The sequence below is a fragment of the Leptospira haakeii genome (assembly GCF_002812045.1).
Lineage (GTDB): Bacteria > Spirochaetota > Leptospiria > Leptospirales > Leptospiraceae > Leptospira_B > Leptospira_B haakeii.
The window spans coordinates 1-23,401 of record NZ_NPEG01000006.1; the positions used below are offsets into that span (position 1 = coordinate 1).

At 38.9% G+C, this 23,401-nt stretch carries 20 protein-coding genes; 12 read left to right on the top strand and 8 right to left on the bottom strand.

Annotation, left to right across the window (positions count from 1 at the left end; all coding sequences use genetic code 11):
* Positions 1–101: 101 nt before the first annotated feature.
* On the top strand, positions 102–1,244 hold the full coding sequence (locus CH377_RS11135; RefSeq protein ID WP_100723881.1) for an aminotransferase class I/II-fold pyridoxal phosphate-dependent enzyme: 1,143 nt from the start codon (positions 102–104) through the stop codon (positions 1,242–1,244).
* On the opposite strand, the gene CH377_RS11140 is transcribed toward CH377_RS11135, so the two are convergent.
* On the bottom strand, positions 1,142–2,290 hold the full coding sequence (locus tag CH377_RS11140; protein ID WP_100723882.1) for a hypothetical protein: 1,149 nt from the start codon (positions 2,288–2,290) through the stop codon (positions 1,142–1,144). The two genes, CH377_RS11135 and CH377_RS11140, sit on opposite strands and share 103 nt — an antisense overlap.
* Positions 2,291–2,321: 31 nt before the next feature.
* On the opposite strand from CH377_RS11140, the gene CH377_RS11145 reads away from it, so the two are divergent.
* The 9 genes from CH377_RS11145 (at position 2,322) to CH377_RS11185 (ending at position 12,212) form a co-directional block, all read left to right on the top strand.
* On the top strand, positions 2,322–3,095 hold the full coding sequence (locus CH377_RS11145) for an LOG family protein (RefSeq protein WP_100723883.1): 774 nt from the start codon (positions 2,322–2,324) through the stop codon (positions 3,093–3,095).
* A gap of 88 nt (positions 3,096–3,183) precedes the next feature.
* Positions 3,184–3,459 carry a 50S ribosomal protein L28 gene (gene rpmB / locus CH377_RS11150; protein ID WP_100723884.1) on the top strand — a complete coding sequence of 92 codons (276 nt, stop codon included), beginning with the start codon at positions 3,184–3,186 and terminating at the stop codon, positions 3,457–3,459.
* Entirely contained in the window at positions 3,416–4,111 is a 696-nt protein-coding gene (locus CH377_RS11155; protein WP_100723885.1) for an endonuclease III domain-containing protein, read from the top strand. Before rpmB ends, CH377_RS11155 begins: the two co-directional genes overlap by 44 nt.
* Positions 4,112–4,121: 10 nt before the next feature.
* Positions 4,122–4,553, top strand: a complete 432-nt coding sequence (locus CH377_RS11160) for an acyl-CoA thioesterase (protein WP_100710104.1) — start codon at positions 4,122–4,124, stop codon at positions 4,551–4,553.
* Positions 4,554–4,976 (top strand): peptide chain release factor family protein, encoded by a 423-nt coding sequence (locus CH377_RS11165; protein WP_100723886.1) that lies wholly within the window; start codon positions 4,554–4,556, stop codon positions 4,974–4,976.
* Positions 4,977–4,979: 3 nt separating this feature from the next.
* On the top strand, positions 4,980–6,866 hold the full coding sequence (gene uvrC / locus CH377_RS11170; RefSeq protein ID WP_100723887.1) for an excinuclease ABC subunit UvrC: 1,887 nt from the start codon (positions 4,980–4,982) through the stop codon (positions 6,864–6,866).
* A 50-nt stretch (positions 6,867–6,916) separates the two neighbouring features.
* On the top strand, positions 6,917–9,052 hold the full coding sequence (locus CH377_RS11175; protein WP_100723888.1) for an LIC11755 family lipoprotein: 2,136 nt from the start codon (positions 6,917–6,919) through the stop codon (positions 9,050–9,052).
* Between the two features lie 11 nt (positions 9,053–9,063).
* Complete coding sequence (locus CH377_RS11180; RefSeq protein ID WP_100723889.1) at positions 9,064–10,452, top strand: LA_2168 family protein; 1,389 nt, start codon at positions 9,064–9,066, stop codon at positions 10,450–10,452.
* Positions 10,449–12,212: a phospholipase D-like domain-containing protein gene (locus CH377_RS11185; RefSeq protein WP_100723890.1), complete on the top strand. Its 1,764-nt coding sequence runs from the start codon at positions 10,449–10,451 to the stop codon at positions 12,210–12,212. The genes CH377_RS11180 and CH377_RS11185 overlap by 4 nt, the downstream gene beginning before the upstream one ends.
* Here the strand turns inward: CH377_RS11185 and CH377_RS11190 are convergent.
* On the bottom strand, positions 12,192–13,520 hold the full coding sequence (locus CH377_RS11190) for an O-antigen ligase family protein (protein ID WP_100723891.1): 1,329 nt from the start codon (positions 13,518–13,520) through the stop codon (positions 12,192–12,194). The two genes, CH377_RS11185 and CH377_RS11190, sit on opposite strands and share 21 nt — an antisense overlap.
* Before the next feature lie 125 nt (positions 13,521–13,645).
* On the opposite strand from CH377_RS11190, the gene CH377_RS11195 reads away from it, so the two are divergent.
* Positions 13,646–14,941 (top strand): glycosyltransferase, encoded by a 1,296-nt coding sequence (locus tag CH377_RS11195; RefSeq protein WP_100723892.1) that lies wholly within the window; start codon positions 13,646–13,648, stop codon positions 14,939–14,941.
* On the opposite strand, the gene CH377_RS11200 is transcribed toward CH377_RS11195, so the two are convergent.
* Both CH377_RS11200 and CH377_RS11205 read right to left on the bottom strand, forming a co-directional pair.
* A complete protein-coding gene (locus CH377_RS11200; RefSeq protein ID WP_100723893.1) occupies positions 14,942–16,000 on the bottom strand; it encodes a glycosyltransferase family 9 protein in 1,059 nt (352 codons plus the stop codon).
* Positions 15,997–16,599: a DUF4254 domain-containing protein gene (locus tag CH377_RS11205; protein WP_100723894.1), complete on the bottom strand. Its 603-nt coding sequence runs from the start codon at positions 16,597–16,599 to the stop codon at positions 15,997–15,999. Before CH377_RS11205 ends, CH377_RS11200 begins: the two co-directional genes overlap by 4 nt.
* A gap of 129 nt (positions 16,600–16,728) precedes the next feature.
* Between CH377_RS11205 and CH377_RS11210 the strand changes: the two genes are divergently transcribed.
* Positions 16,729–18,483, top strand: coding sequence for a patatin-like phospholipase family protein (locus CH377_RS11210; protein WP_100723895.1), 1,755 nt, complete (start codon positions 16,729–16,731; stop codon positions 18,481–18,483).
* Here CH377_RS11210 and CH377_RS11215 read toward each other — a convergent pair whose 3' ends face one another.
* The 4 genes from CH377_RS11215 to recA all read right to left on the bottom strand — a co-directional run bounded on the left by CH377_RS11215 (position 18,484) and on the right by recA (position 23,273).
* A complete protein-coding gene (locus CH377_RS11215; protein WP_100723896.1) occupies positions 18,484–19,113 on the bottom strand; it encodes a phosphorylase in 630 nt (209 codons plus the stop codon).
* Positions 19,114–19,117: 4 nt separating this feature from the next.
* Positions 19,118–21,046, bottom strand: a complete 1,929-nt coding sequence (locus CH377_RS11220) for an AMP-binding protein (protein WP_100723897.1) — start codon at positions 21,044–21,046, stop codon at positions 19,118–19,120.
* Positions 21,047–21,051: 5 nt separating this feature from the next.
* Positions 21,052–22,065 (bottom strand): N-acetyl-gamma-glutamyl-phosphate reductase, encoded by a 1,014-nt coding sequence (gene argC, locus CH377_RS11225; protein WP_100723898.1) that lies wholly within the window; start codon positions 22,063–22,065, stop codon positions 21,052–21,054.
* Between the two features lie 125 nt (positions 22,066–22,190).
* Positions 22,191–23,273: a recombinase RecA gene (gene recA, locus CH377_RS11230; RefSeq protein WP_100724048.1), complete on the bottom strand. Its 1,083-nt coding sequence runs from the start codon at positions 23,271–23,273 to the stop codon at positions 22,191–22,193.
* Positions 23,274–23,401: the final 128 nt, after the last annotated feature.

Here is a 23,401-nt window from a genome sequence, read left to right on the forward strand (position 1 = left end):
GAGACACAAAGACACGGAGGGATTAGTCTTTTTAACTCTGTGTGAAAAAAAAATCGCGACTTTAAACAATCCTTATATCAAGGTCGAAAATTAGGTATTTTGTGGGTTTACGAGAATTTTTTATCGAAGATCGTCTGGAAAAATTTAGGACGGAAGCTCCCTGCAATCTGGGAGAAAGTGGGATCCGGAATCTGCATCTGGATCAGCTTACGGAATATCTAAATTTAGATTGGAGAGAACTAGGAAAACTTTCCTTAGCAGACTCTCCCAATTCAGGAAGAAAAGATCTAAGAGAAGAAATTTCAAAACTTTATTCTAATGTTTCTCCAGATCAGGTTCTGGTGACAACCGGAACTGGAGAAGCTCTATTCATCGCATTCCATCTTCTTTTGCAAAAAGGGGATTTGACTTCTTTATTTTGGCCTGCGTTTCAAGCATTGTATGAAGTCCCAAAATCTCTTGGTGCAAATCTACAAAAAGTGGACCTTCTTCCCAGATTAGAAAGTAAAGAGTTGGGATTTGGAAAAGAGAATCTAAACAATCTTTTTCAAAATTCTCCTAAACTAATTATATTCAATCATCCTCATAATCCGACGGGGATTATCGCTGAAGAAGAAGATAAAAATGACTTACAGAGACTCACTTCGAATTTTCCGAATTGGATATTATTCGATGAACATTATAGATTTCTTTCTGAAGAAGAGGACTTAGGTTGGAGCGGTTTTGGACTTTGTGAAAATTCAATTTCTACAGGTTCTATCACGAAATGTTTTGGTGTAATGGGACTTAGGATCGGTTGGTTAATTGGTCCTAAAGATTGGATCCAGAAAGCAAGGTCGATGAAGGACTATCTTACCCATACTGTTTCTCCAATTTCGGAATTTCTGGCTTTGAAACTTTTACAAAATCGTAAACCTTTGCAAAGTAAGATCAAAGAAACTTTGTGTGCGAATATACGTAACTTCGCACATGCAACGCAAGAAGGCAAACTCCCAGGAATTGTAAGTTTTAAAGAGCCAAGAGGTGGGGTAGTCGGTTTTGCAAAATTGCAAACAGGTTTAGAATCCAGAAAATTCGCAGATCTTCTATATGAAAAAGTTGGAGTATTTGTTTTACCTTCTGCGGATTTTGAAACGGAAGGTTATATCCGGTTAGGATTTGGAGAAACAGAAGAAAGGTTTCGTTTAGGTCTGGAACGTTGGAGCAATTTAGGATCAGAAGTGATCGCTCTTTTGAATAAATAAGCGATTTGTCTGTCTCTCGTAAAAGACCCAGACTCCAATGTGAAATAGGATTTTCCTAAAAATACATGAGGACTTTCTAATATACTTTCGAACTGGGAATTTTCCTTAGCAGGTTTCCAGTCCCATTCCAAACCTCTGATCCCTATTTTTAAATTTTCTCCTTGGATTTTCCAATAAGTTTCTCCGGTTCGGAAAGATAATCCTTGTCTGAGTCTGGGATCTTCTACTTTTAATAAGTCTGGTGAGATCCAAACTCCAAGAGGAAACAGCAAGGGTTTTTCCGGATCTATTTCTTGTTCTTTCATATGTCCATAAACCCAGACTTCAGTTCTGTATACTCTGTTAGGACTTGGGAAAGTATCTTCATATAAATTTCCTATTTGGTGAGAAAGAACTCTCATAGATTGGATACGCACTTTCCATTTTCCAGGTTCACCTACCGGAAGAACAGATTCAGGCAAACAATCTTGGAACAGATCGGAAGGAACTGAGGTCTCCCAAATTACGAATGGAGAAAGTGTAAGAGTGCTTGTTTGAGGAAACCAAACTTCCCAAAAATACGGTTTGTTCCGTAGGTGGAAATTTTCCTTTTTGCGGACCTTTTTGCTCACTTCCTCTTGGAATAAATTTTCTCCGGGATGAAATGCTCTGAAAGAAGGTTCTGATTCTTGGATCTTGGATTTCCAAGGAAGGAAAAATAATAAAGACCAAATAGAAACCCTATGTTTTCGGACTCTATGGAATTTTCTTTTTGCGTTCGGAAAAATTTCCTCCGTTTCTGTTTCAGTAAAGGAGAAGGGCGGTAGGTTCTCTGACCAGTCTTCGGTAGTGGCAGATTCCTTTCCGTTTAAATTGCGAAAAAACCTAGAATCGGACTCTGCTGAAACGTAAGGATCCAGTCCTTTTTGGAGTCTGATCTTTCCCGCTTCCAATTTGATGGAAAGGTGGAAAAAGGAGGACCGAAACCAGGAGAAAATTTTTTCTTTTAAACTTCTTAGTCCGATCATTCTTGGAGATAGGTTAGTAGATAGAGTTGGGAAAGGCAAGCCTAACTTCCCCTAAAAAAAGGAAAGAAATATGGGAAGAACGTCCTTAGAGCATGAAGAATTTTTAAAATCCATAGATGCGTTCCATCTAAGGGTTCTTGCGGAGATTGATTATCCTCAATCCCTTTTTAGAGAAGGAAAGATCCAGGACACAATTTGTTTATTCGGATCCGCTCGGATCTTAAGTCCGGAAGAATGTAGAGAGAAAGAAACAAAAGATCTCTCCGAATCAGAAAAGAAATTATTCCAGAAACAAAAAGAGATGTCCGTTTATTACGAGGCAGCCAGAAAAACCGCAAGCCTCATCACTTCTTGGGGAAAAGAAATTTCAAAAGACACCAGAAGAATGGCGGTTTGCACAGGTGGTGGACCTGGTATTATGGAAGCAGCGAACCGAGGAGCCAAAGAAGCGGGTGGCCCAAGCCTTGGTTTGAATATCAGACTTCCTTTTGAACAATTCGTGAATCCTTATGTGGACCCAGAAGTGAGCGTAGAATTTCATTATTTTTTCATGCGAAAACTTTGGTTCCTTAGATTATCCATGGGGGTAGTGGCTTTCCCTGGAGGTTTTGGAACAGTGGATGAATTATTCGAGACCTTGACTCTTATCCAAACAGGTCGCAATAATCGAAAGATCCCGGTCATTTTATATGGGACCAAATTCTGGAATGATATATTCCATTTAGAAAATATGAAAGAATACGGACTCATAGACCCTGACGATCTGAACCTGATCACTTATTGTGATACTCCTGAGGATGTTCTCGAAACATTAAAGAAGAAGGTCCCTTTGGATGGAGATTGATCTTAAAAAGGGGAGAAATTTTAGGATTTTTCCCAAATCTTTTTGGATTCCTTGACATAAGCAACTTATAGAAAAATATGGTCGCAGTATGGCCAGAAAATGTGTTGTGACTGGGAAAGGAACGATATCCGGAAACAATGTTTCCCACTCTCACCTTAAAACCCGTAGAAACTGGAAAATCAACCTAATCAAAAAACGTATCTTCTTAGAAGATGAGAATCGTTGGGTAACCGTTCGTATCTCTACTCGTGCTTTAAGAACCCTGAAAAAGAAAGGGATCAAAGCAGCGATCAAAGATAACGGCGAATCACTAAAAGCACTTGCTCCCAAAAAATACGTCGGAATCCAAAAAAAGGCAATCTAGTCCTTCTTTTTCCCCGACCCCTGAATATGTTTCTCGAATTTACTTCCTTCTCAGGAAGGAATTCGGGGACGTAAATTCTCCTCTCCAATATTCCAAAGACTACGAATTTGCGATCTCGGTAATTCTTTCCGCTCAGTGTACTGACGAAAGAGTCAACCAGGTTACTCCTATTCTTTTCAAAGAGTTTCCAACTCTGGAATCTCTTGCTTCTGCTCCTTTAAAGAAGATAGAAAAGCTAATATATTCTACGGGCTTTTATAAGAATAAAGCGAAGTCAGTTTCCGGATTTGCGAACCTTCTTCTTAACGAATATGATAGCAAATTGCCAAAAAGTATCAAGGAACTGATCAAACTTCCTGGTATAGGAAGAAAAACCGCAAACGTCGTATTAAATGAGATCCATCATATTTCGGAAGGATTCGTGGTGGATACTCATGTAAAAAGAGTTTCTAAAAAGTTAGGCATTACCAAACAAACAGATCCTGTAAAAGTGGAGAAGGATCTAATGCAAAATATTCAGCCGGAATATTGGATGGATCTGTCCTTGTATTTTATATTTTTAGGAAGAAAATATTGTAAGGCACATAAGACATTCTGCGAGACATGTATTCTCAGAAAAGAATGTCCTTCTTCCACTTCACCAAAAGAATAAAGAGGCCAAAATGAACTCAGAAGTATTTTTAGATGAAAAAATCCAAGGAATGGAATTAAGCACTCAACATATAGTCATGTCTAGAGACTTAAACCAACACGGTTTTCTTTTTGGTGGGCAGATGCTTGCTTGGATAGACGAAGGTTGTGCAATGTTCGTAATCGAAAAAATTGGATATTCTAATCTTGTTACAGTGACAATGGATAATGTTATCTTCAAGAGCCCAGGACTACTTGGTGAGATCATTCAAATTTTTTCCAAAATAGAAAAAGTGGGAAAAAGTTCGATCACCATCCGAAGTGCTGCCATTGCAAAAAATCAGAAGAAAAAAGAAATAAGGGAGATCATAGATTGTAGGGTGACCTATGTATGTTTGGATGATTCCGGAAAACCATTCCCTTATTTCAGTCAATTCGATCCGGAAGAATTTTTAAAAAGATAAATGGCCGTTCTATTCCCGGTTTCTCCGGAAAAAGCGAACCTTCTTCTTTCCAGAATGCGAAAGCTTGGGATCAAAGAATCCGATTTGGAAGAAACTTTTGTAAGAAGTGGAGGCAAGGGGGGACAGAATGTAAATAAAGTTTCGACTGCCGTCCGATTACTCTATAAAAAGACTGGCCTCGAAATTAAATGTTCCATCCATCGCACCCAAGGTTTAAACAGATATAAGGCGAGAATTCTTCTATGTGATAAAATCGAGGCCGAAATTTTTGAAGCTTCTAAAATAGAAGATCCTAAACTTGCAAAGATCAGAAAAGCCAAGGCGGATAAGGCTAGAAAGGCCAAAAGAAAGGTCGCTTCCAAAACTTTGGCAGGTCTAAGAAGAAAAACCTCTCCTGAAAATGATTGGGGCGAAGAATATTGAACCATGCCTGAAGTAGTCAATCATACTCTGATTGTAGAAAAGCTCAAAAACCTGACCGGTTCTCCTGGATGTTATCTATGGAAGAATTCAGAAGGAGAGGTGATCTATGTCGGTAAGGCTAAAAATTTAGATAAACGGATCCGTAATTATTTAAAAGAAAAACAAACAGATCTAAAAACTAGACATCTACAGAGAGAAATTTTTGATCTGGATTGGTTTGCAACTTCCACGGAAAAAGAAGCTTTAATATTAGAAGCTACTCTGATCAAAAAACATAATCCTAGATACAATGTCCGTTTAAAGGATGATAAAAAATATCCGTATATCTGCGTTTCACTTTCAGAACCTTATCCAATGGTGTTTATTACCCGTAAAATAAAGGATAATGGAGATAGATACTTCGGTCCTTTTACGGATGTAAGGACTACTCGTGAAATTTTAGATGTGATCCTTCGCATTTTTCCTATTAGAAAAGTTCGCCAAAAACTTCCACTTCCTAAACCTAAACGCCCTTGTTTGAATTTCCAAATGGGAAGATGTCTTGGTCCCTGCCAAGGAACAGTCCCCGAAGATGAATATGCTGTAATTGTAAATCAGATCATCCAATTTTTAGAAGGTAAAAAAGAGATCCTTGCAAACGAACTCACCAAACGTATGGACGAGTATTCCGGGAAATTGGAATTCGAGATCGCAGCCAGATACAGAGATATGTTGGGCAGATTACAGATCTTCCGGCAAAAACAAACTGTTGTAAGTATGGATGGCGGCGACGAAGATGTGATCGCATTTGCTCGTAAAGAAGATGAGGGACAAGTTGTCCTCATGGAAGTTCGAGGCGGGCTTTTAGATAATAAAAAATCTTTTCCTTTGCAAGGTGTGCAAAATTCAACGGAAGAGGAAATATTATCCTCCTTCTTCCGAGATTATTATATGGGAGCCGGAATGATCCCAGCTAGTATAGTAGTTCCTTTCGGTTTAAAAGAAGAAGGGGAGACCGTGCTCGACTTCTTACAGGAGAAAACAGGTTTCCGACCTAAATTAAGATTTCCTAAAGCAGGAGAGAAAAAGTCCCTCTTAAAGATAGCAGAAAAAAACGCGGAACTTGGGCTTACTGAAAGACTTCTCGCAACTCATTATAAAGACCAAACTGTAGCCTTAAAAGAAATACAAGATATGTTCCAACTTAAGGAGCCTCCTCATATCATAGAATGTTATGATATTTCCCATTTCCAAGGTTCTTTTCCAGTGGCAAGTGGCGTGATGTTCGTAGAAGGAAAACCATTCAAACAAGGTTACAGGAAATATAATATCAGAGGCTACGAAGGGATTAACGATCCTGGAATGATGCATGAGGTAATTTCCAGAAGGTTACAAAGGATCATCAATGAAGATGGTGTGATGCCCGATCTGATCGTAATTGATGGAGGTCCTACACAGCTTGGAAAAGCTTGCGAGGCAGCAGTAGAAGCCGGCGCTGCAAATCTTCCTATGGTAGGACTTGCTAAAAAAAGGGAAGAGATCTATTTTCCTGGAGAAAGTTCTCCTTATAGTTTCGATATGAACTCTCCCGGGATGAGATTACTTCGCCATCTTCGCGATGAGGCTCATAGATTCGGAGTGGAACATCATCGTTCCAGAAGGAACCGAGAAGCTCTAACTGGTCTTATTCGTGAAGTTCCGGACATTGGTTTAAAAAGAAGTAAACTATTACTTCAATCATTCTCCGGTCAGAAAAAAATAGAAGATGCCAATATTGTGGAGCTAATGAAGGTTCCTGGTATAGGAGAAGCATTAGCGGAGAAAATTTTTAATTATTTTCATTCTACCGCAAACCAAAACACAGAAAAAAGCGGAATTGTAATTCCGGAAAATTCCAACTCTAATTCCTAAAAATCGCAATTAATAAGTTTTTCCCCGGACAAGTAGCTCTGGAGGGAAAAATGCGAACAATACTACTTGCCTTAGGCTTAATCATATTTTTTATTTCGGCTTCCTGTAAGCAAGACTCTAGATCGGAATTATTTTGGGAAGATATAGAAAGATCTGTTCAATTCCAATATGATCCTATTCGTGCAGAATACCCTAGGCTCATTTCAGATCTGATCCAAGAGAATGGTCGAACTTGTTTTATCTCCGGAGAAGATCCTAATTTTAGTATTCAGATCTGCATTGCAAATACAGGAATTTCGGAATTTGAGCAGGTTCTTTCCGCCTGGAGAGAAGGATCACTGGTTTCTGAATTCGGTTCTACACTTTCGGATGACTCTGAGTATAAAATAGGGACCTATCCATTTTCTGGGATTAGGAAAAAAGTAGAAGGTTCTAAATTTGCTCTTGTCGGAGACCGAAAACTAAAATCGTTAAATGCTGGAACTATGGCTTGGGATAGGAGCAATTTTAATCTTAAAAACCATTTTAAAAATTTTAGTATATTCACATTTTCGAATGGGATTGCAATTTTAGTTCTTCCTCCCTTGGAAGAATCGGAAGTTTATCTCGGGTTTTCCTTTAAATCATCAAGTTTAGAAAAGGAGATCCAAAATTTAATTAGAGTTAAAAATCAAATTGGATTAGAAAGCTGCATTTCTTCCGTTCCAATTATCACTGAAATTTTCGGAGAAACAAATTCGAGTTTAGGACGATGGATTGAGGTCTATAATCCAAATATTTTCCCAATCTGTGAAGAAGGATTGGAATTTAGTTTATTTGGGAACAATGTTTCACTTCCTCAAACAACTGGCTTTATTTCTGGTCAGGAAACTCGAATTTATGCAGAAGATGCTACATCGTTAGAACATATTACTCTTTCAGGAATCAAATGGGGAGATCTAAAAAAAACCGGTAAAATTTTACTCAAGCGGATAGACCGGTCCCTCGAGTTTAATCTTCCTGGAAGCGGTTATTTATTCGGCGAAACTTATTACTCTTGGAGAGGAAATTCATTCTCCGAATGCGAAACTAATTCAAAGTTCTGCATGGATCCCGGAGAGAATCAAATCTCTGGTGCTGTGAATCGGGATGCCTGTGATCCAAATGATTTTGAATTAGAAGAATTAAATCCGAACGGTTTATTGCATAATGGTATTCTTCAAGAAAATTGGAAATATTTAGATCTGATCTATAAAGGAAGGTTAATTTGTGATCCTTCTTCTCTGAAAATTAGCTGGGGAAAAAATCTTTTTCCGATCCGGATCTATAAAAAAATTTCCGAAGGGGAAATACTCAGCATTGGAAATCTTCCTTTTCTCTTAAGAAATTCTTCCTATTCTTTTTCTATTTTTAAATCAGTCGGTGCGAACGATCTTGTTTCCATATCAAATTCGGAAGGTAAGGAGAAGGTTCTCTGGGATGGGATCTTCAGAACTCCTAAAGGAATTCCGACTCGTATAATACTCCAAAAAACGAACGGGGAAACCGTAAGTATTTGTTTTGAGGATGGACAGGCTTTTCTTCATCCTAATTCGGCAGATCCATACTTAAACAATGGTTCTAAGTCTTTCTTATTACAATCAGCTATAGTTAGAGAAAATCCCAGGACTTCTGCAGCTCGGAAATTTTGTCAAAGATCACAGGTTGTAAGTAAGGCTGGGTTTTCGGAAATTTCTTGGATGGGTTCTTACCAAGGTGTAGATCCAATCTCAAAAGATAGATTTCTTGAATTCGTATCTGTTACTGAAAATTCTCCCGAATCTACATTTTTAGAAATCATCCAAGGTAATGGAGCTATAGTTTCTATTCTGCTACCTTTAGATAAAGAAGGTTTAAGTTTACTTTCTTCCGGAAAATCTATCTGTTTTCCTCAAACAGAATTTTGGAAAGATACAAGTTTTAGCTTACCTTCTTCCGGATCAAATATACTTAAAATTTATGATCCGTTTACTGGAGAGCTTTGGGATGAATTCCAATACAGTTCTTCGGGCCCAGGAGTAAACGATACTCGAAACAAGATTCGAAAATCCGCTTATTCTAAATTGGAATCAGGCACGCGGGTTTGGTCAGTCAGTTTATACTCAGGAAATCCATTTAGAGATCCGAGTTGTGTTCTGACAGATGCCCATCCTGGAATCTCAGAATAAGAAGTTTACTCATGAAAAAAGTTTTCTTCTTATTTCTATTTTTATATGCCCAACTCATATCTTCAGAAGAAGTTCCAAATCCTACTTTGGAGATCTATTTTCAATGGATCTTATTTAGAACCCAAGGACGGATCTTAGAAGAGAAAGAAAGTTATAAAATTTCAGCGTTAACTTCTCCTGCTGTATTAGGTTTTAAATTTGAAAAGTATAAAGATAAATTCCACACAAATTTAGAATGGACTCTGATTAGTACTCCTAATTCAGGCCTCATATTCCTACCTGGAAGGGACTCATACTTTGGAATTTTTTATAAAGGATTCTTATGGGGAGCGGGGAGAAAGTCTGATTTCGAAGAATTTCCTGCCTGGTCTTCTTGGAAAGACGGAGTAGAAGGACTATTTGCGGAAACCGAATTGGATCGTATCAAGATTAGATTTGATTTTTTGGATCTATACAGAGGATTCCCCTTATTAGAAAACCAATGGTTGAAATTGCAGGGGAGAGAGTTATTCCTTCCTAAACAAGCAAGAGAAGAGCTGATCTCTGAAAAGGATACGGCGGTCTTTTCCCAATCCAGATATAGAGCTGGCATAAGTCTGACCGGAAACAAGGAAGACCGTCTTATATATAAATTTAGAGTGAGATATCTTTCTTTGGGAAACTGGGGAAGGTTTGGCTCTGATACAAAGGAATCCAAATCTGAAAGTATAGAGGGAGATAGAGATTACCTAGTAGAATGGAAACTCGGACTTGGATTTCTCTGGAAGTATTTTTATATTTCCGGTGATTTCTTCCTTTCAAGAGGAATCGATAAAACAGGATACCATCCTTCTCGACCGGAAAGATCAATCCAGATCAGCGGTGAAGCCTTGAGGTTTGATTTAGGATTTTATAATACATACGGCAAAATTTCCATCTTTGCCTTTCTGCCTGATCGAGAGAAAAGATCTTCTCAAGGTGAAATTTTAGAATTGGGCTTTATCGGAATGGGAGCTTCTCCCATTTCAAATCCTATCTTACAACAGGTATGGGGATTTTATCCCTCCACTTGGATCACAGACAAAGGATTAGAAAGAGAAGAGACCAATTTTCCTGGTAAAAGACCTGCAAACTTATTCGGTTGGAAAGCGGAAGGAAAGTTCTTTGGAATTTCACCCGGGATCCATTTTACTTATATAGGATTTTTGAAAGAAGAAAATTCTTCCTCCGGTCTTTGGACAATTTCTTCCCGGAATATACAAAACAGATTCCTAAGAGAAGCAGGTGTAAGTATTTCTTGGTCTCCCTTAGAAGATGATTCTTCAAAGATTGAATTGGATCTTGGAGGTTTTGAATCTGACGAAACAACAGGGCTAAAACAATGGTACATGCTCTTTCGTATAGGAGGAGTTTGGAAATGAATAAGTTTATACTCTTATTTACACTTCTTTGCTTTTATTCCTGTGAAAGAACTGAAGAAGATGTTTCTATTTTCTGGGAAGATGAATTATATCCAAAGATATTTTTTTCTTATCCAGGTAGATTTGTTCCGGTCGGTAAAAAGAGAATGGTGCGAGATGAAATTCTGAGGATTATCCGAGAAACTAAAGATTCCATCTATATGCATATTTATTCATTCTCTGATCCCGAAATAGAATCAGAGCTCATACAAGCAGATAGAAGAGGAGTTCGTTTGGAACTTATGGGAGAATGGGGAAAAACATATCCAATTTCTATTCTGCCTTTTTTAAAATATTGGAAAGGAACAGGCTTGCAACATACCAAGGTTTTGGTTTCCGACCAGTCATTGGTGTTTATCGGAACAGGAAATTTTACCAATTATGGTTTGGAGCAGGATCATAATGGATATTTGGAATTCAAATTGAATAAAAAAGAATGGGAAAACTTTCAGTCTTTCTTGAAGGAAGAGTATCCTTTTCCTGTTCTAAAAATTGGCGAATTAGAATTTTGGAATTCTCCTTTGGAAGGAAATTTGATCCAAAACCGACTTTTGGATTCTGTTCTTTCTTCGAAAGATTCTATTCGATATCTTATCTTCGATCATTATGATCCGGTTTTAAGTTCTGGCTTTACTCGTGCCAATCACAAATTTATCAGCGGAATCTATGATCGACCCGTGGATCCTGAAGGAAAACTTCTCTCAGGTATTCCAGGAATTGAGATCATGGAGGACGGAAACGAGGATATCTTAGATGATCCTACGATCGGTAAAGGAGGACTTCTCCATCATAAAACTATGATCTTAGATGATATAGAAGTTCTAACTGGATCTTATAATTATTCTCTGAGTGCAAGAGATTCTAATCGAGAGGTTCTTATTCGAATGAAGAATTCTAGAATTGCTAAAGAATTCAAACAAGAATGGAAGAATATAAATAATAAATCGAAACGTATAGAAGTATCTAGTTCAAATTCGCTGCTTAAAATCAGTAACACTTATAGTTTTAATCCTGATACAGATCAGATTTGTAGATCTCAAATTCAACCTGAGGATTCATTTTTAGAGATCGGGTTTATTTGGTTTCGTTGGAATAATTTCTATAGGTGGAAAGAAGAAGTATGTAAGTCTATCACAGACTATGAATCTATTAGCTCTCGTCATTTTGGGGGGAAAAGTGAATTTCCGAAAACTGAAGCAGAAAGTCTTGGAATTCAGTCTTTCTCCAGATCCGGAGATTTCGGATTTTCTACTCCTAAATCGGATCTGATGAATGAGTTCCAATCTGCGATTTTAAAATCTTCTCAGTTTTTGAGACCGGACTATTTTTTAGGGTCGGTAGGGGCCTGGATCTTTCCAAATGAATCTGAGTTAGACGGACTTATCTCCGAAAATTTACCCCAACGTGTTTGGATCTTGGAAAGAGGAAAACTTCCCAGGAAACTAGGAGTTTCATTTGAAGATGGGGTATATTATCTTTCTGAAAGTGTAAGTTCGAATTCTGGTGTGGCCCTAGTTGAATATGAGGATTTTGGTCTGTATTTCTGTTATAAATCAGTTAATTATAATATAAACTGGCCAGAGCAGATCCTGTTCGCAGTTTATAATTATAGAGTAGGTTCGATCTTTTCGGATCAATATCCTAAATCAGATTTATCTTTTTTTGCAGAGCAGGGACTCCCAAATCAAAGGAGAAAAAACTTATGCGTTGTCGCCCTTTGATATTAGGACTTCTCCTTTTACAAAAAGGCCTAATAAAATCCAGAAAAGGATAACTACTTCATCATCCTGGAAATAACACTGGAATAGTCCTGAAACAAAAAATCCGATCAGCCCATAATAGAATACTAGTCTCTGAAAGTCCTGCTTAGATTGAAATAGATAAGCGATTAGAATTCCCCCTAATCCCAAATAGAGCAATACTGCAGGGATACCAAACACGGAAGCCAAATGGAAATAATCGTTATGAGCATGTCCCCTTTGTGTGACTTCGTAAAAATAGGAGAGTTCGGAGTATGTTTCTGAATGTTCAATTCTTACTTTTTCGATCTCTTTATTATAATTTCCTGGGCCTACTCCAATGATCGGATGTTCTTGGATAAGTGGAAAACTAGAATCCCAGATGAATGTTCTTCCTGAGTCTGTATGTTTTTCTTTTCCGAAAAGTGGTCCGATGACCTTCTTTCCTGCGGGACTAAATGTAAGCACGAGTCCAATCAAGAATAAGAGTCCTAAAATGAAGGAAGCTCCTTTGATCAGAAAGGATTTTGAAAATTCTTTTCTGATAAAGAATAAATGGACTCCCGCAAAAAAGATACTCACACCGGCTCCGATCATACTGGATCTTGCTTGGTTTAATAAGAATACTAAGCTGTATAAAAAAAGTAGAACGCCTGCGATCAGTATCTTCTTTTTATCCCCTTGGATTAGAGTTCTAAGAAATCCGAATACAGCAAAAGCGGAGAAAAATTGTAGTAATCCTCCAAAAGTCAAATGGGTATTCATTAAACCTATAGAGATATAAAGAGGTATGGAGGAAATAGAACCTAAAGGATGTGTAAATTTATAACTACTGGAAGTTTTGTAAAGATCGCTGATAAGTCTGGAAAGCCGGACGGGAGTAAAACCTCCTGCAACTCCTGTAAACACCAAGAGTAAAAAAAGCCAGAAGAGTGCTTTATATATTTTAGGCAAATCTTCCTTTGTAGTAAATCCTACAGAGATTAATCCAAAAAATAGGAAGAAGTCTTTTAGTTCTCCATTCCAAGCAGCCTTCGCATATCCAGCGGAATTATCGAAAACTAGATGGATTAAGAATACGATTCCATACCATAGGAAAAGAGAAATGGAAATTTTAGAAACAGGATGATTCGGTAGGACTTCCTTCCAATTTCCCGATTTTAATTGGTCCGTTATTCCGAAAAAAAAGGAAAGCACCAGAAATCCCTGGCTGAGACTGACCGAAATCCCGATGGAAGGAATGGTTGCGAGTAAACAGAATAGATGTGCCTTTTTCAAAAACTCTTTCATTTGGATTCTGGAAATAATCTCACCGATCTATTCTTTGTAAATTCGATTATTTTTCACATAGATTTCTGTAATGGAGTGGTAAAATCCATATTGTGGAGGAGATTGGTTCCGCATTAGGAACCTAGATGAAGATTCTTTATTTTTCGGACACCTTTTTACCCAAAATAGACGGGGTCGCTATTTCAATGAGAAATTTTGCGGAAGCCCTCGCCGAAAGAGGACATGAATTTTTGATTTGTTGTCCACGTTATGGAGAAGGTGATTTTGATAAAATGGGGGATCATATCCGTTTGGAAAGATTCAGAAGCGGATACCTGCCTAGTTACCCTGATATCAAAGTTGTTTTACCTTCTCCTTCTAAGATCAAAAGAGCGATCAAAGAATTCCAGCCCGATCTAGTGCATATCCACACTCCGGGACTCATGGGCGTCTACGGGATCAATGCCACCGAAAAATACGGGATCCCAAGTATAGGAACGTATCATACATTGATGTCCGAGCAGGACATGTATCTTTCTTTTTATCGCCTTCTTAAACTGGACAAACTTTTTATGAGAATTGGAAAGTTGAATAAAAAGATCAAAATAAAGGACTTGGTGAAGTTCGAAAAATTCGACAAGTTCAATATCCGTAAAAAGATCATTCTGAAAATTACGAATAATTTATACGATCGTTGTGATCTGATCATTTCTCCTTCTCACCTGATCAAAAAACAATTGGAAGAGTTCGGATTAAAAAAACCTGTAGCAGTTATCTCTAACGGATTGGATCTTTCTCAGTTTAAAGGAAGTCCTAAAACTCTTTCAGAGGGCCCTAAACTTCTACATGTTGGTAGGATCTCCTACGAGAAAAATTGCGATGTTATCATAAACTCTTTCAAACTGATCATAGAGAAGATCCCATCTGCCACTCTAACAATCATTGGAGACGGGCCTGCTTTGGCCTCTCTTAAGGTTCAGGCCCAAAAATTAGGTATAGACCAAGCAATTACGTTTACTGGTTTTATTGATAGGGCTGAACTTCCAAATCACTATCCGAATTACGATCTATTCTTGACCGCTTCTACGATGGAAACGCAAGGGCTTGTGATCTTGGAATCGGTAGCCTGTGGTCTTCCTGCAGTAGGTGTGGATTCATTTGCGATCCCGGAACTGATTCATGACGGTGTAAACGGATTTATCGCGAAACCATTTGATGTAAGGGATATTGCAGAAAAAACAGTTCGGATCTTAGAAGATCCTGCTATGTATGCTTCCTTCTCCAAGGAATCCTTAAAAATCTCACAAAGCCATGAAATGAAAGCGTGTGTGGATAGAATGGAAGAAGTATATAAATCGGTCGCTGAACAAAAGAATAAGAAAAAGAAAAGATCCATATTAAATACGATCTTCTCTTTGAATCCTTTCGGGATTATGGGCTGATCAAAAAAGTGTATTAATATTCTTGATGACGTTGATCCGTTTGACAACGTCTTCTGGAGTAATTCTTTCCATACAGGCAAAATCTTTTCGATAACAAGTAGTATTTCCGTAGATACTGCAAGGCCTACAAGGTAAATCGTCTATTTGTAAAACTCCAGTATCTTCCTGACCGAAAGGTGCAAATCCGGATAGTGGGTGAGTGGTTCCGAATAGTGCAATCACAGGACGTTTCAGAAGTGCTGCAATATGGATATTGGAAGAATCCATTCCGATGATCACGTCCATTCTTTCCATGATACCTAACTCACCTCGTATTCCAAGTTTACCACCGGAAACGATTGTCATGGACTGGTCCCCATTTCTCCATTCTTCCATTTGAACCGCTTCTTGAGAGGAACCAAATAAGAATATTCTAATATTGGGGAATTCTTCCTTTAATAGTTTGAGTAATTCTAGGCTTTTTTCCATCGGCCATTCTTTTAGCTTATGGCCGGCAAAAGGTGCATAACCCACCCAGAGACCTTCCTTTTTATCTATTTTTCTGGCAAGAAGGAAGTCTTTTGCGTAAATTTTGGATTCAGGGTCCACATTGATCCAAGGACCTTTGCGAACGGTCGCTGGAAATCCCGCTTTTTCAAAAACTTTAAGATATCTGTCTACAGTGTGGGGAAGTTTACGCAAAACTTTTCGAGTCTTGCGTATTTGACGCATCTTTTCCCTTCTTCCTTTGATGATCCTAAAAACGGAAACTCCTCTGATCCAAAAGAAAAAACTAATAAAACGGGACCTAACACTGGAATGTAGATCGACGATCTTTTCATAAGGACCTAATTTATTTAATTCTTTGAATAAACGATATAATCCTGAGAGACCTTTATACTTTTTGAGATTGATCCCGATCACATGAACATTCGGGATATTATAGAAGAAGGGAGCATAGTTCCCTCTGGTTACAACAGTGAGTTGTATATTCGTATACTTGGCGGCGACGGCAATCAAAGCCGGGGCCATCAAGGCAACATCTCCCATCGCTGAGAATCTTAGCACCAAAAGATTCATGCTTGTTTTGTATATAAGGATGGGTTCAGATTTTTGTCGTTATACATTTTCATCTGCCTATAAACCTTATAGAATTTATCTCCTTTAGATAAATCGTCCAGAAGTTCATCCAGACATTTGGAAAGATCGGTTCTTTGCTCCAGCAAAACATTTAGTTTGTTTTGGCAGGTTTGGATATGTTCAGGGCTCACATCCTTTCTTTCCGTTTGTTCTTTCATATGATAAATTTTGAGTTCCAGGATACTCATCCTGTCTATTAGCCAAGCGGGCGTTTCAGAGTTCATTCTGGCATTCGGCTTTTTTTCCACGGACTTGTACATAGCAGAAATCTGATCGTCAATCTGCTCTACAAGGTCAGTTCTTTCCTGATTCAAAGCGTCTATTTTTCTTTTGAACTGGACAAGCTCCTTGTCAGGGAGATCAGGCCTTCTGATCTCGTCTTCCACATGCCATTGAATAGTATCTATCTGGTTTTTTTGGTAAAATAGGAACTCAAGGGAGGATTGAGGGAATGGATTTGGAGAAAGAGCTTCCTCTTTATGCCAGTCCGTGACGGAATTTTTGAATATCTCAACCACTTTGGCCGATTCTAACTTCATCGGAGCTAGAATTTACGCGATAGACCAAAAATCAAGAGGATTTCCTATTGTCGGTCCGTCGGCTAATACCAGAGTTACGATCTAGTTCCGCTTTACAAAATAAATTTCCCAGGTTAGGATTTTGCCCGCATGAAAAAAATAGTACCTCCGGAAGCGTTGCAATTTTTAGCGTCTATCCCCTTGTTCAAGGGTCTCCCGAGAAAATTACTAGTCTTACTTTACGGCCACATTGAAGAGAGGCATGTCCACAATCATACTGTCATTTATTATAAGGGGGAGATCTCCAAGGAACTTTACATAATCCGGCACGGAGAAGTAATGATGACCTTGGGGGAGGCAGGCAAAACAGTTCGTTACTTGGGAGAAGGTGACGTGTTTGCTGAAAATAGCGTTCTTACGAGAACGGCACATACAGGTTCTGCAACCGCTATCCTGGATACACAGTTATATGTTTTGGACGGAGAATATTTCTTAAAATTAGCCGCAAAAGAAAGAGTACTTTCCCAAAATTTGATGAGGCTCATGGGAATGAGAATGAGAGAGGTAATGGAAGATTCTTCTAGCCAAATACATTCTCCGAGAAGGCTTGTATGTCATATACCTATAGAAGAGGTAGAAGATTTTAAAATACATTTGGAGTCCATCGTAGATAACGGTAGGAAGTCCCACGAAGGACATGTTTCTCTTTTGAGAATGGACACATTCAAAGGAAAATCCGTTTCTGAGATGATCCGAACAATCGCGGGACTTAGAAAGAAGTCTTCTATACTACATCTCTATTTTAAAAATCCGGAGATCCAACCTGAGTTGGATAAGCTTGTGCAACAATGTGATCAGATCGTTTTTTGGGAAGAAAAGCCGGAAAGAAATCTGAAGCAGAAAAATGAGATCTTGGGTTATTGGGAACCAAGGATACGGAATTTTTCGGGAAGGACTTCGCGGATCATCGTTTCCGAAAATGGATTAAGAAAACATGAAGAGTCCGCAAACCAAAAGATATTTTATAAGGGAGAAACTTTTGCAAGGTACTTAGTGTCGAGGACCAGAGGACTTGCGCTTGGTGGAGGAGGAGCCAGAGCACTCGCTCACGTAGGACTTCTAAAAGTTTTAGAAAGAGAAGGGATCCGTTTTGATTTTGTAAGCGGTTCCTCTTTCGGAGCTGTGATAGGAGCACTTTACGCAAGAGGGGAAAGCACAGATTCCATCTTCAAAATGATCGGTAAGTTTTTCGGTGGAATAGAAAAACCATTCGATCCAACCATTCCACTTATTTCCTTCTTCAAAGGAAAAAGAATGCTCCGGATGTTAAAGGATGCATTCGGTACCCAATTGATAGAAGATCTAAAAATCCCATTTGCAACTTCTGCAGTGGACCTTCATAGCGGACAAGAATATGTAATGGATCAGGGGCCCGTCTGGGAAGCTCTAGCTGCAGCAATGAGTTTGCCTGGTATGTTCCCTCCAGTATTCAAAGGTGATCATCTTTTGATTGATGGTGGAGTGATCAATAATGTTCCAGAAAACCTGATCAGAAGGAAAGGTGCAGATGTGATCTTATCTGTAAACGTTTCTCCGTTGCGAGACGAGGGGATTGTTAGACTTTTAGAAGATAGAAAAGTGACCGGAAAGTCTTTTTTCAAAAATCTTTGGGAAGATATTACTTATCCACCAATTCTAAAAATCATGGCAAGAGCGATCACATTAGAGGGAAGAGAGATCACAAAATTGAGAAAAGAGAAAATGGATCTTTTTATCAATTTACATATCGAAGAATTTGCGTTTACCGATTTCGGAAAATATAAGGAAATCATTAAGAAAGGAGAATTAGAAACGGAAGCCGCGATCGGGGATATCCGTAAATTATTCTTCCCAGCGGAAAAATAATTAGAGATAACTTAGAATCTTTTCCTGGAGCCTGTCTGAATGTTTTCTCCAGGAAAGTTTCCATTCTTCACTTCCTTTCGGTCCCACTTTATTCGTAAGTGCGAATATTGTTCCGAAAGGAATATTAAATAGATTGCATACTTTCGCAAGACCGAATGCTTCCATATTCTCGAAGCCCAAACTTTCTCCCTTAATCCTTTCTAAAGCACGAGGGCTTAGATCTTCTAATGTAACTGAGCCTGTACCGTTGGTTGCGGACTCTACAAAATCGTTCCCATCAAATGGGAATTGTAAATCGGGGAATTCGTATTTGAAAGTCATACTTTCAGGAAGTCTGACCTTTTTGTCCAAGAATGCGATCTGGTAGTTTGCGAATACTTTCGAAATTCCAAATTTACCTTCCCAATCCTTTCTGGGGATCCAGTTATAAACTCCTGCCGAACCTATCCCAAAAACCGCCTTAGGTTTCCAGTTAGAAGGATCTGAAAGATATTTTTGGAGATTGATTGCAGCTTCCAATTCTCCAATTCCCGCTTCGAAGGTGTGGATTCTTGGATCCGATTTGAGTTTGTCGATTTCCCCTGCGAATGCCGCGCAGAAAAGGATGTCCTGGATTTTAAGGTCGCTCATCTGATTAAAGAAAGATCGTTTTTATCAGATGCTCATGGAGTTCTGCAACCTTATTTCTTTTCACTTTCATGGTTTCGGTGAGTTCTTTTCCTTTTTCGAACTCTTTATCTAATAGGCGAAACTCGCTTATTTTTTCGAAATTTTTGAAACCGTTCTTTTCTGAGATCGTATTCTTGAGCAGATCCTTATAAAATTTCAGAACTTTTTGATCTTGGACTAGGGCTGAGTTATCGTTAGAAAGACGAATTCCTTGGGAAGAAAAATGATCTCTGATTTTGGCAAAATCCGGAACGATTAAAACCGCCAGAAACTTTTGATCCTGGCCTATAACTACTGCAGTTAACACCCAACCGGTTTCTAAAATTTTTCCTTCTATAGGTTCAGGCTCCACATTCTCTCCGGAAGAAAGAACGATCGTATCTTTTGCTCTACCTGCAAATTTTAATTCGCCTGTTTTGGTCCAAACAAATAAGTCCCCCGAGTTAAACCATCCGTCTGAAAAATTGGATTGGGAGAGTTCCGCATTTTTATAATAACCTGCGGTTACATGTGGGCCCTTATGCCAAGCGATCCCTTTGTCTCCAGGTTTGGAAACTACAACATTCTGCTCATTTACCAATTTGATATGTGCCCCGGGAAACACTGGACCGATTGATCCGGTCTTTGGAATTGGAAAACTCCCTAACGCTCCCATTCCCGTTGTTTCAGTCATTCCATACGTTTCTATAATAGGAATTCCCATAGAACGAAAGAAAAACTGGATCTTAGGAGGCATTGCTCCAGCGCCACAAAATGCAAACTTAAGTTGTCCACCGAAAAGAGCTCTCACAGGTGCGAGCACCTTTTGAGCTAAAATATTCAAAAAATAAAATATAGGAAGAAGTAAGGTAGAAACCACTGTGTCGGTTAATCTTTCCTCCTTATTCGATTCTTCAGTTTCCGAATAATTTCCAGTGACAGTATCTAAAAGGGAATTATAAGTTTCTGCGATACGGACTGCTATTTTGAAAACTGCAAGTTTAGCAGGAGAAGATTTGGAAACCTTATCCCAAATCCTGCGATACAACGCTTCCCAAACTCTTGGGACAGAAACAAGAACTGTAGGTTTGATGATCTCGAAGTCGCGAGTCAGCTGAGAAACATTGGAGCAGGCGAGTGAGGCGCCCCAAGAAAGAAGAGCTGTTTCTAAAATCCTTTCTGCAATATGCCAAGGAGGAAGGAACACCACAACTCTGTCTGAATAATTTGCGGGCACAAATTGTTGCAACTGATCGATCGTCCAAGTAAAAGACCTATGTTTTAATACTACACCTTTTGGAACTCCAGTGGTCCCTGAAGTATAAATGATTGTTGCAGTATCATTTTCTGTTAAAGATTCGCCGATTGAATGAAGAAGTGATTTTCCCTTCTTTTCAACCCAAGATCTTCCTTGGGCGATTGCAGTTTCCAGATCTATAAATTCGATTTTAGGATAAGCCGCTTTTAATTTTGCTAAGGAAACAAAGTTTTCTTCAGACTCTATAAGTATTACGGTTTCTAGATGTTTTAATCTATTTAATACATTTCCCAGTTTGACCAGAACCTGTTCTTTTTCTATGAATGTGATCTTGGATTCTGTGTGATCTAAGATATAGAATATCTCTTCTTCGCTTGCATCACATCCTCTTGGAACATCTGCTCCGCCTGAACACATTACGGAGAAGGAGCATAAGGCCCATTCTGTCCTATTATCACAGAATAAGCCTACCTTATCACCTTTTGCGAGATTTTTCTGTCTAAAAAAGCCGGAAAGATTTTCCAGATTCAGAAACCATTCCGAATACGAAATCCCAGAGAATGATTTTGATTTTTCATCCCAGATCCATTGGAAAGGCCTATCTTTATAATGGATACAAGAGTCTCTGACAAGATGATAGATACTTCTTTTTTCCATATAGATTAAGAAAGTAGGCCCAGAGTTTCCGGCTCATTTAACATTAAGTTTATATTCTGTAATGCCTGACTTGCAGCTCCCTTCATTAGATTGTCCAGAGCGGAAACGATCGTGATATTCTTTCCTCTTTGTCTTATGCTAATATCTAAGAAGTTTGTATGTTGTATTTTCGCAAGATCAATCTCTTCCGGAGTTTTTCTGATCCGAATAAACGGTTCTGATTTAGAATTTTCGGTCAAAGTTTCAAAGATTGGTAAATTTTCAGAATTTGCTTCCAGATAGATCGTAGATAAGATCCCTCTATACACAGGAAGTAAATGAGGTACAAATAAAATTTCCGGTTCAGATAACCCTGATCCGACAAAACAATACTCTTGGATTTCCGGTTCATGTTGGTGGCTTAAAATTTTATAAGCTCTGAAGTTTTCATACACACCATTAAAGGAAAATCCCCCGTCTTCTACTCTTCCTCCCGCGCCGCTGATCCCCGATTTACAATCGGCTATTATTCTTGGTTTGATATCCTTTCTGAGATTTCCTAAAAGATACAAAGCTAATATAACCGAAGTGGAGAAACAGCCGGGATTGGAAACAAAGTCGGCACCTTTCAGTTTTTCTCTGAAAATTTCCGGAATACCGAATACTGCTTTTGCTGTTAAATGGAAGCTAGTATGTTTTAATTTATAATTGGTTTCGAATTTTTCTTGGTTATGAAGACGATACACCCCGGAAAGATCGATCACCTTATGACCTTTCTCCAAGAATTTAGGAGCTAACTCCAAAGCAGCATCGTTTGGAACTGCAAGGACTACTAGTGAACCTTTTGGAACCTCGTCTTCATGTTTTTTAAAAACAAGATCCTTAGGCGAAACCAAATCAGGAAAAACTTCTGAAAGAGATTTGCCTGCAAGTTTATCGCTAGTAACATGCACAGCTTTGTATTTTGGATGGCGGGCAAGTAGTCCTAATAACTCTTTCCCTGTAAATCCGCCTGCTCCGATTATGCTGATCTCTGACATGTATTTTCCTTTTGACTAGCGTTTGAAACAATCCTAAAAACCGGGATTAGGCTTGGAATAAAAAAACGCCGGATGAGTTTTCATCCGGCGGTCAATGGTTTCTAAAAAGAAAGCCAGTAGTAATATTAGCCTGCTGCTTTTTGGACTTCTTCCGACGGCTGAGCAGGTGGTAGTTTGCCGTCAGGTGCTAAAGGGGGTAATCCGTTTAGATCTCTTACCATATTTTCTATTTGGAATGCGATCTCTGGATTTGATTTCAGGTATTCTTTAGCTGCTTCTTTTCCTTGGCCTATCTTTTCCGTATTATAGGAATACCAGGCCCCGGATTTGCTAATAATGTCGTGTTTTACAGCCAAGTCAACGAGAGAACTTTCTCGACTAATTCCTGAGTTAAAGATTATGTCGAATTCAGCCTGACGGAAAGGTGGTGCCATTTTGTTTTTTACAACTTTTACACGTACCCTGTTCCCAGTGGCTTCTTCCTTCTCTTTTAAGGTTTCTATTTTACGTATGTCCAAACGAACTGTACTATAAAACTTTAATGCGTTTCCACCTGTGGTTGTTTCTGGAGAACCAAACATAACACCGATTTTCATACGGATCTGGTTGATGAATACCACAACCGTTTTGGATTTAGAAATGGTTCCAGTCAGTTTACGAAGTGCTTGGGACATAAGTCTTGCTTGCAGCCCCATATGAGAGTCTCCCATATCTCCTTCGATCTCTGCCTTAGGAACCAAGGCCGCAACCGAATCCACAACCACGATATCGATCGCGTTACTTCGGACTAAAGATTCACAAATTTCTAATGCTTCTTCGCCATTGTCCGGCTGAGAAACTAATAGTTCCTCAAGGTTAACTCCCAGCTTTTTTGCGTAAGCAGGGTCTAAGGCATGTTCTGCATCGATAAATGCAGCTACTCCGCCTTTCTTTTGGCATTCGGCAATTGCAGAAAGGGTTAGGGTGGTTTTACCGGAAGACTCCGGACCATAGATCTCTACGATCCTTCCTAATGGATAACCACCGATACCGAGGGCAATATCCAAATCTAAGGACCCAGTTGGGATCACAGGAGCAATTACACTTGCGGATGCTGCTCCTAAACGCATAATAGAACCCTTACCGAATTGTTTTTCGATCTGGGTCATTGCCTGATCAATCGCCTGACGTTTAGAATCGTCCAACGCTTCTTCTTTTTGCTTCTTCATGGACTCTTTAGCTCCTTCTCTTGCCAAGACCCGGTTCCCCCTCAGATAAAACTGCGTGTACTTTTTTAATGGGAATCCAATCTTTTCTAATACGAAGGATACTCTTAGTCCCGGACAAATTCCAGGTC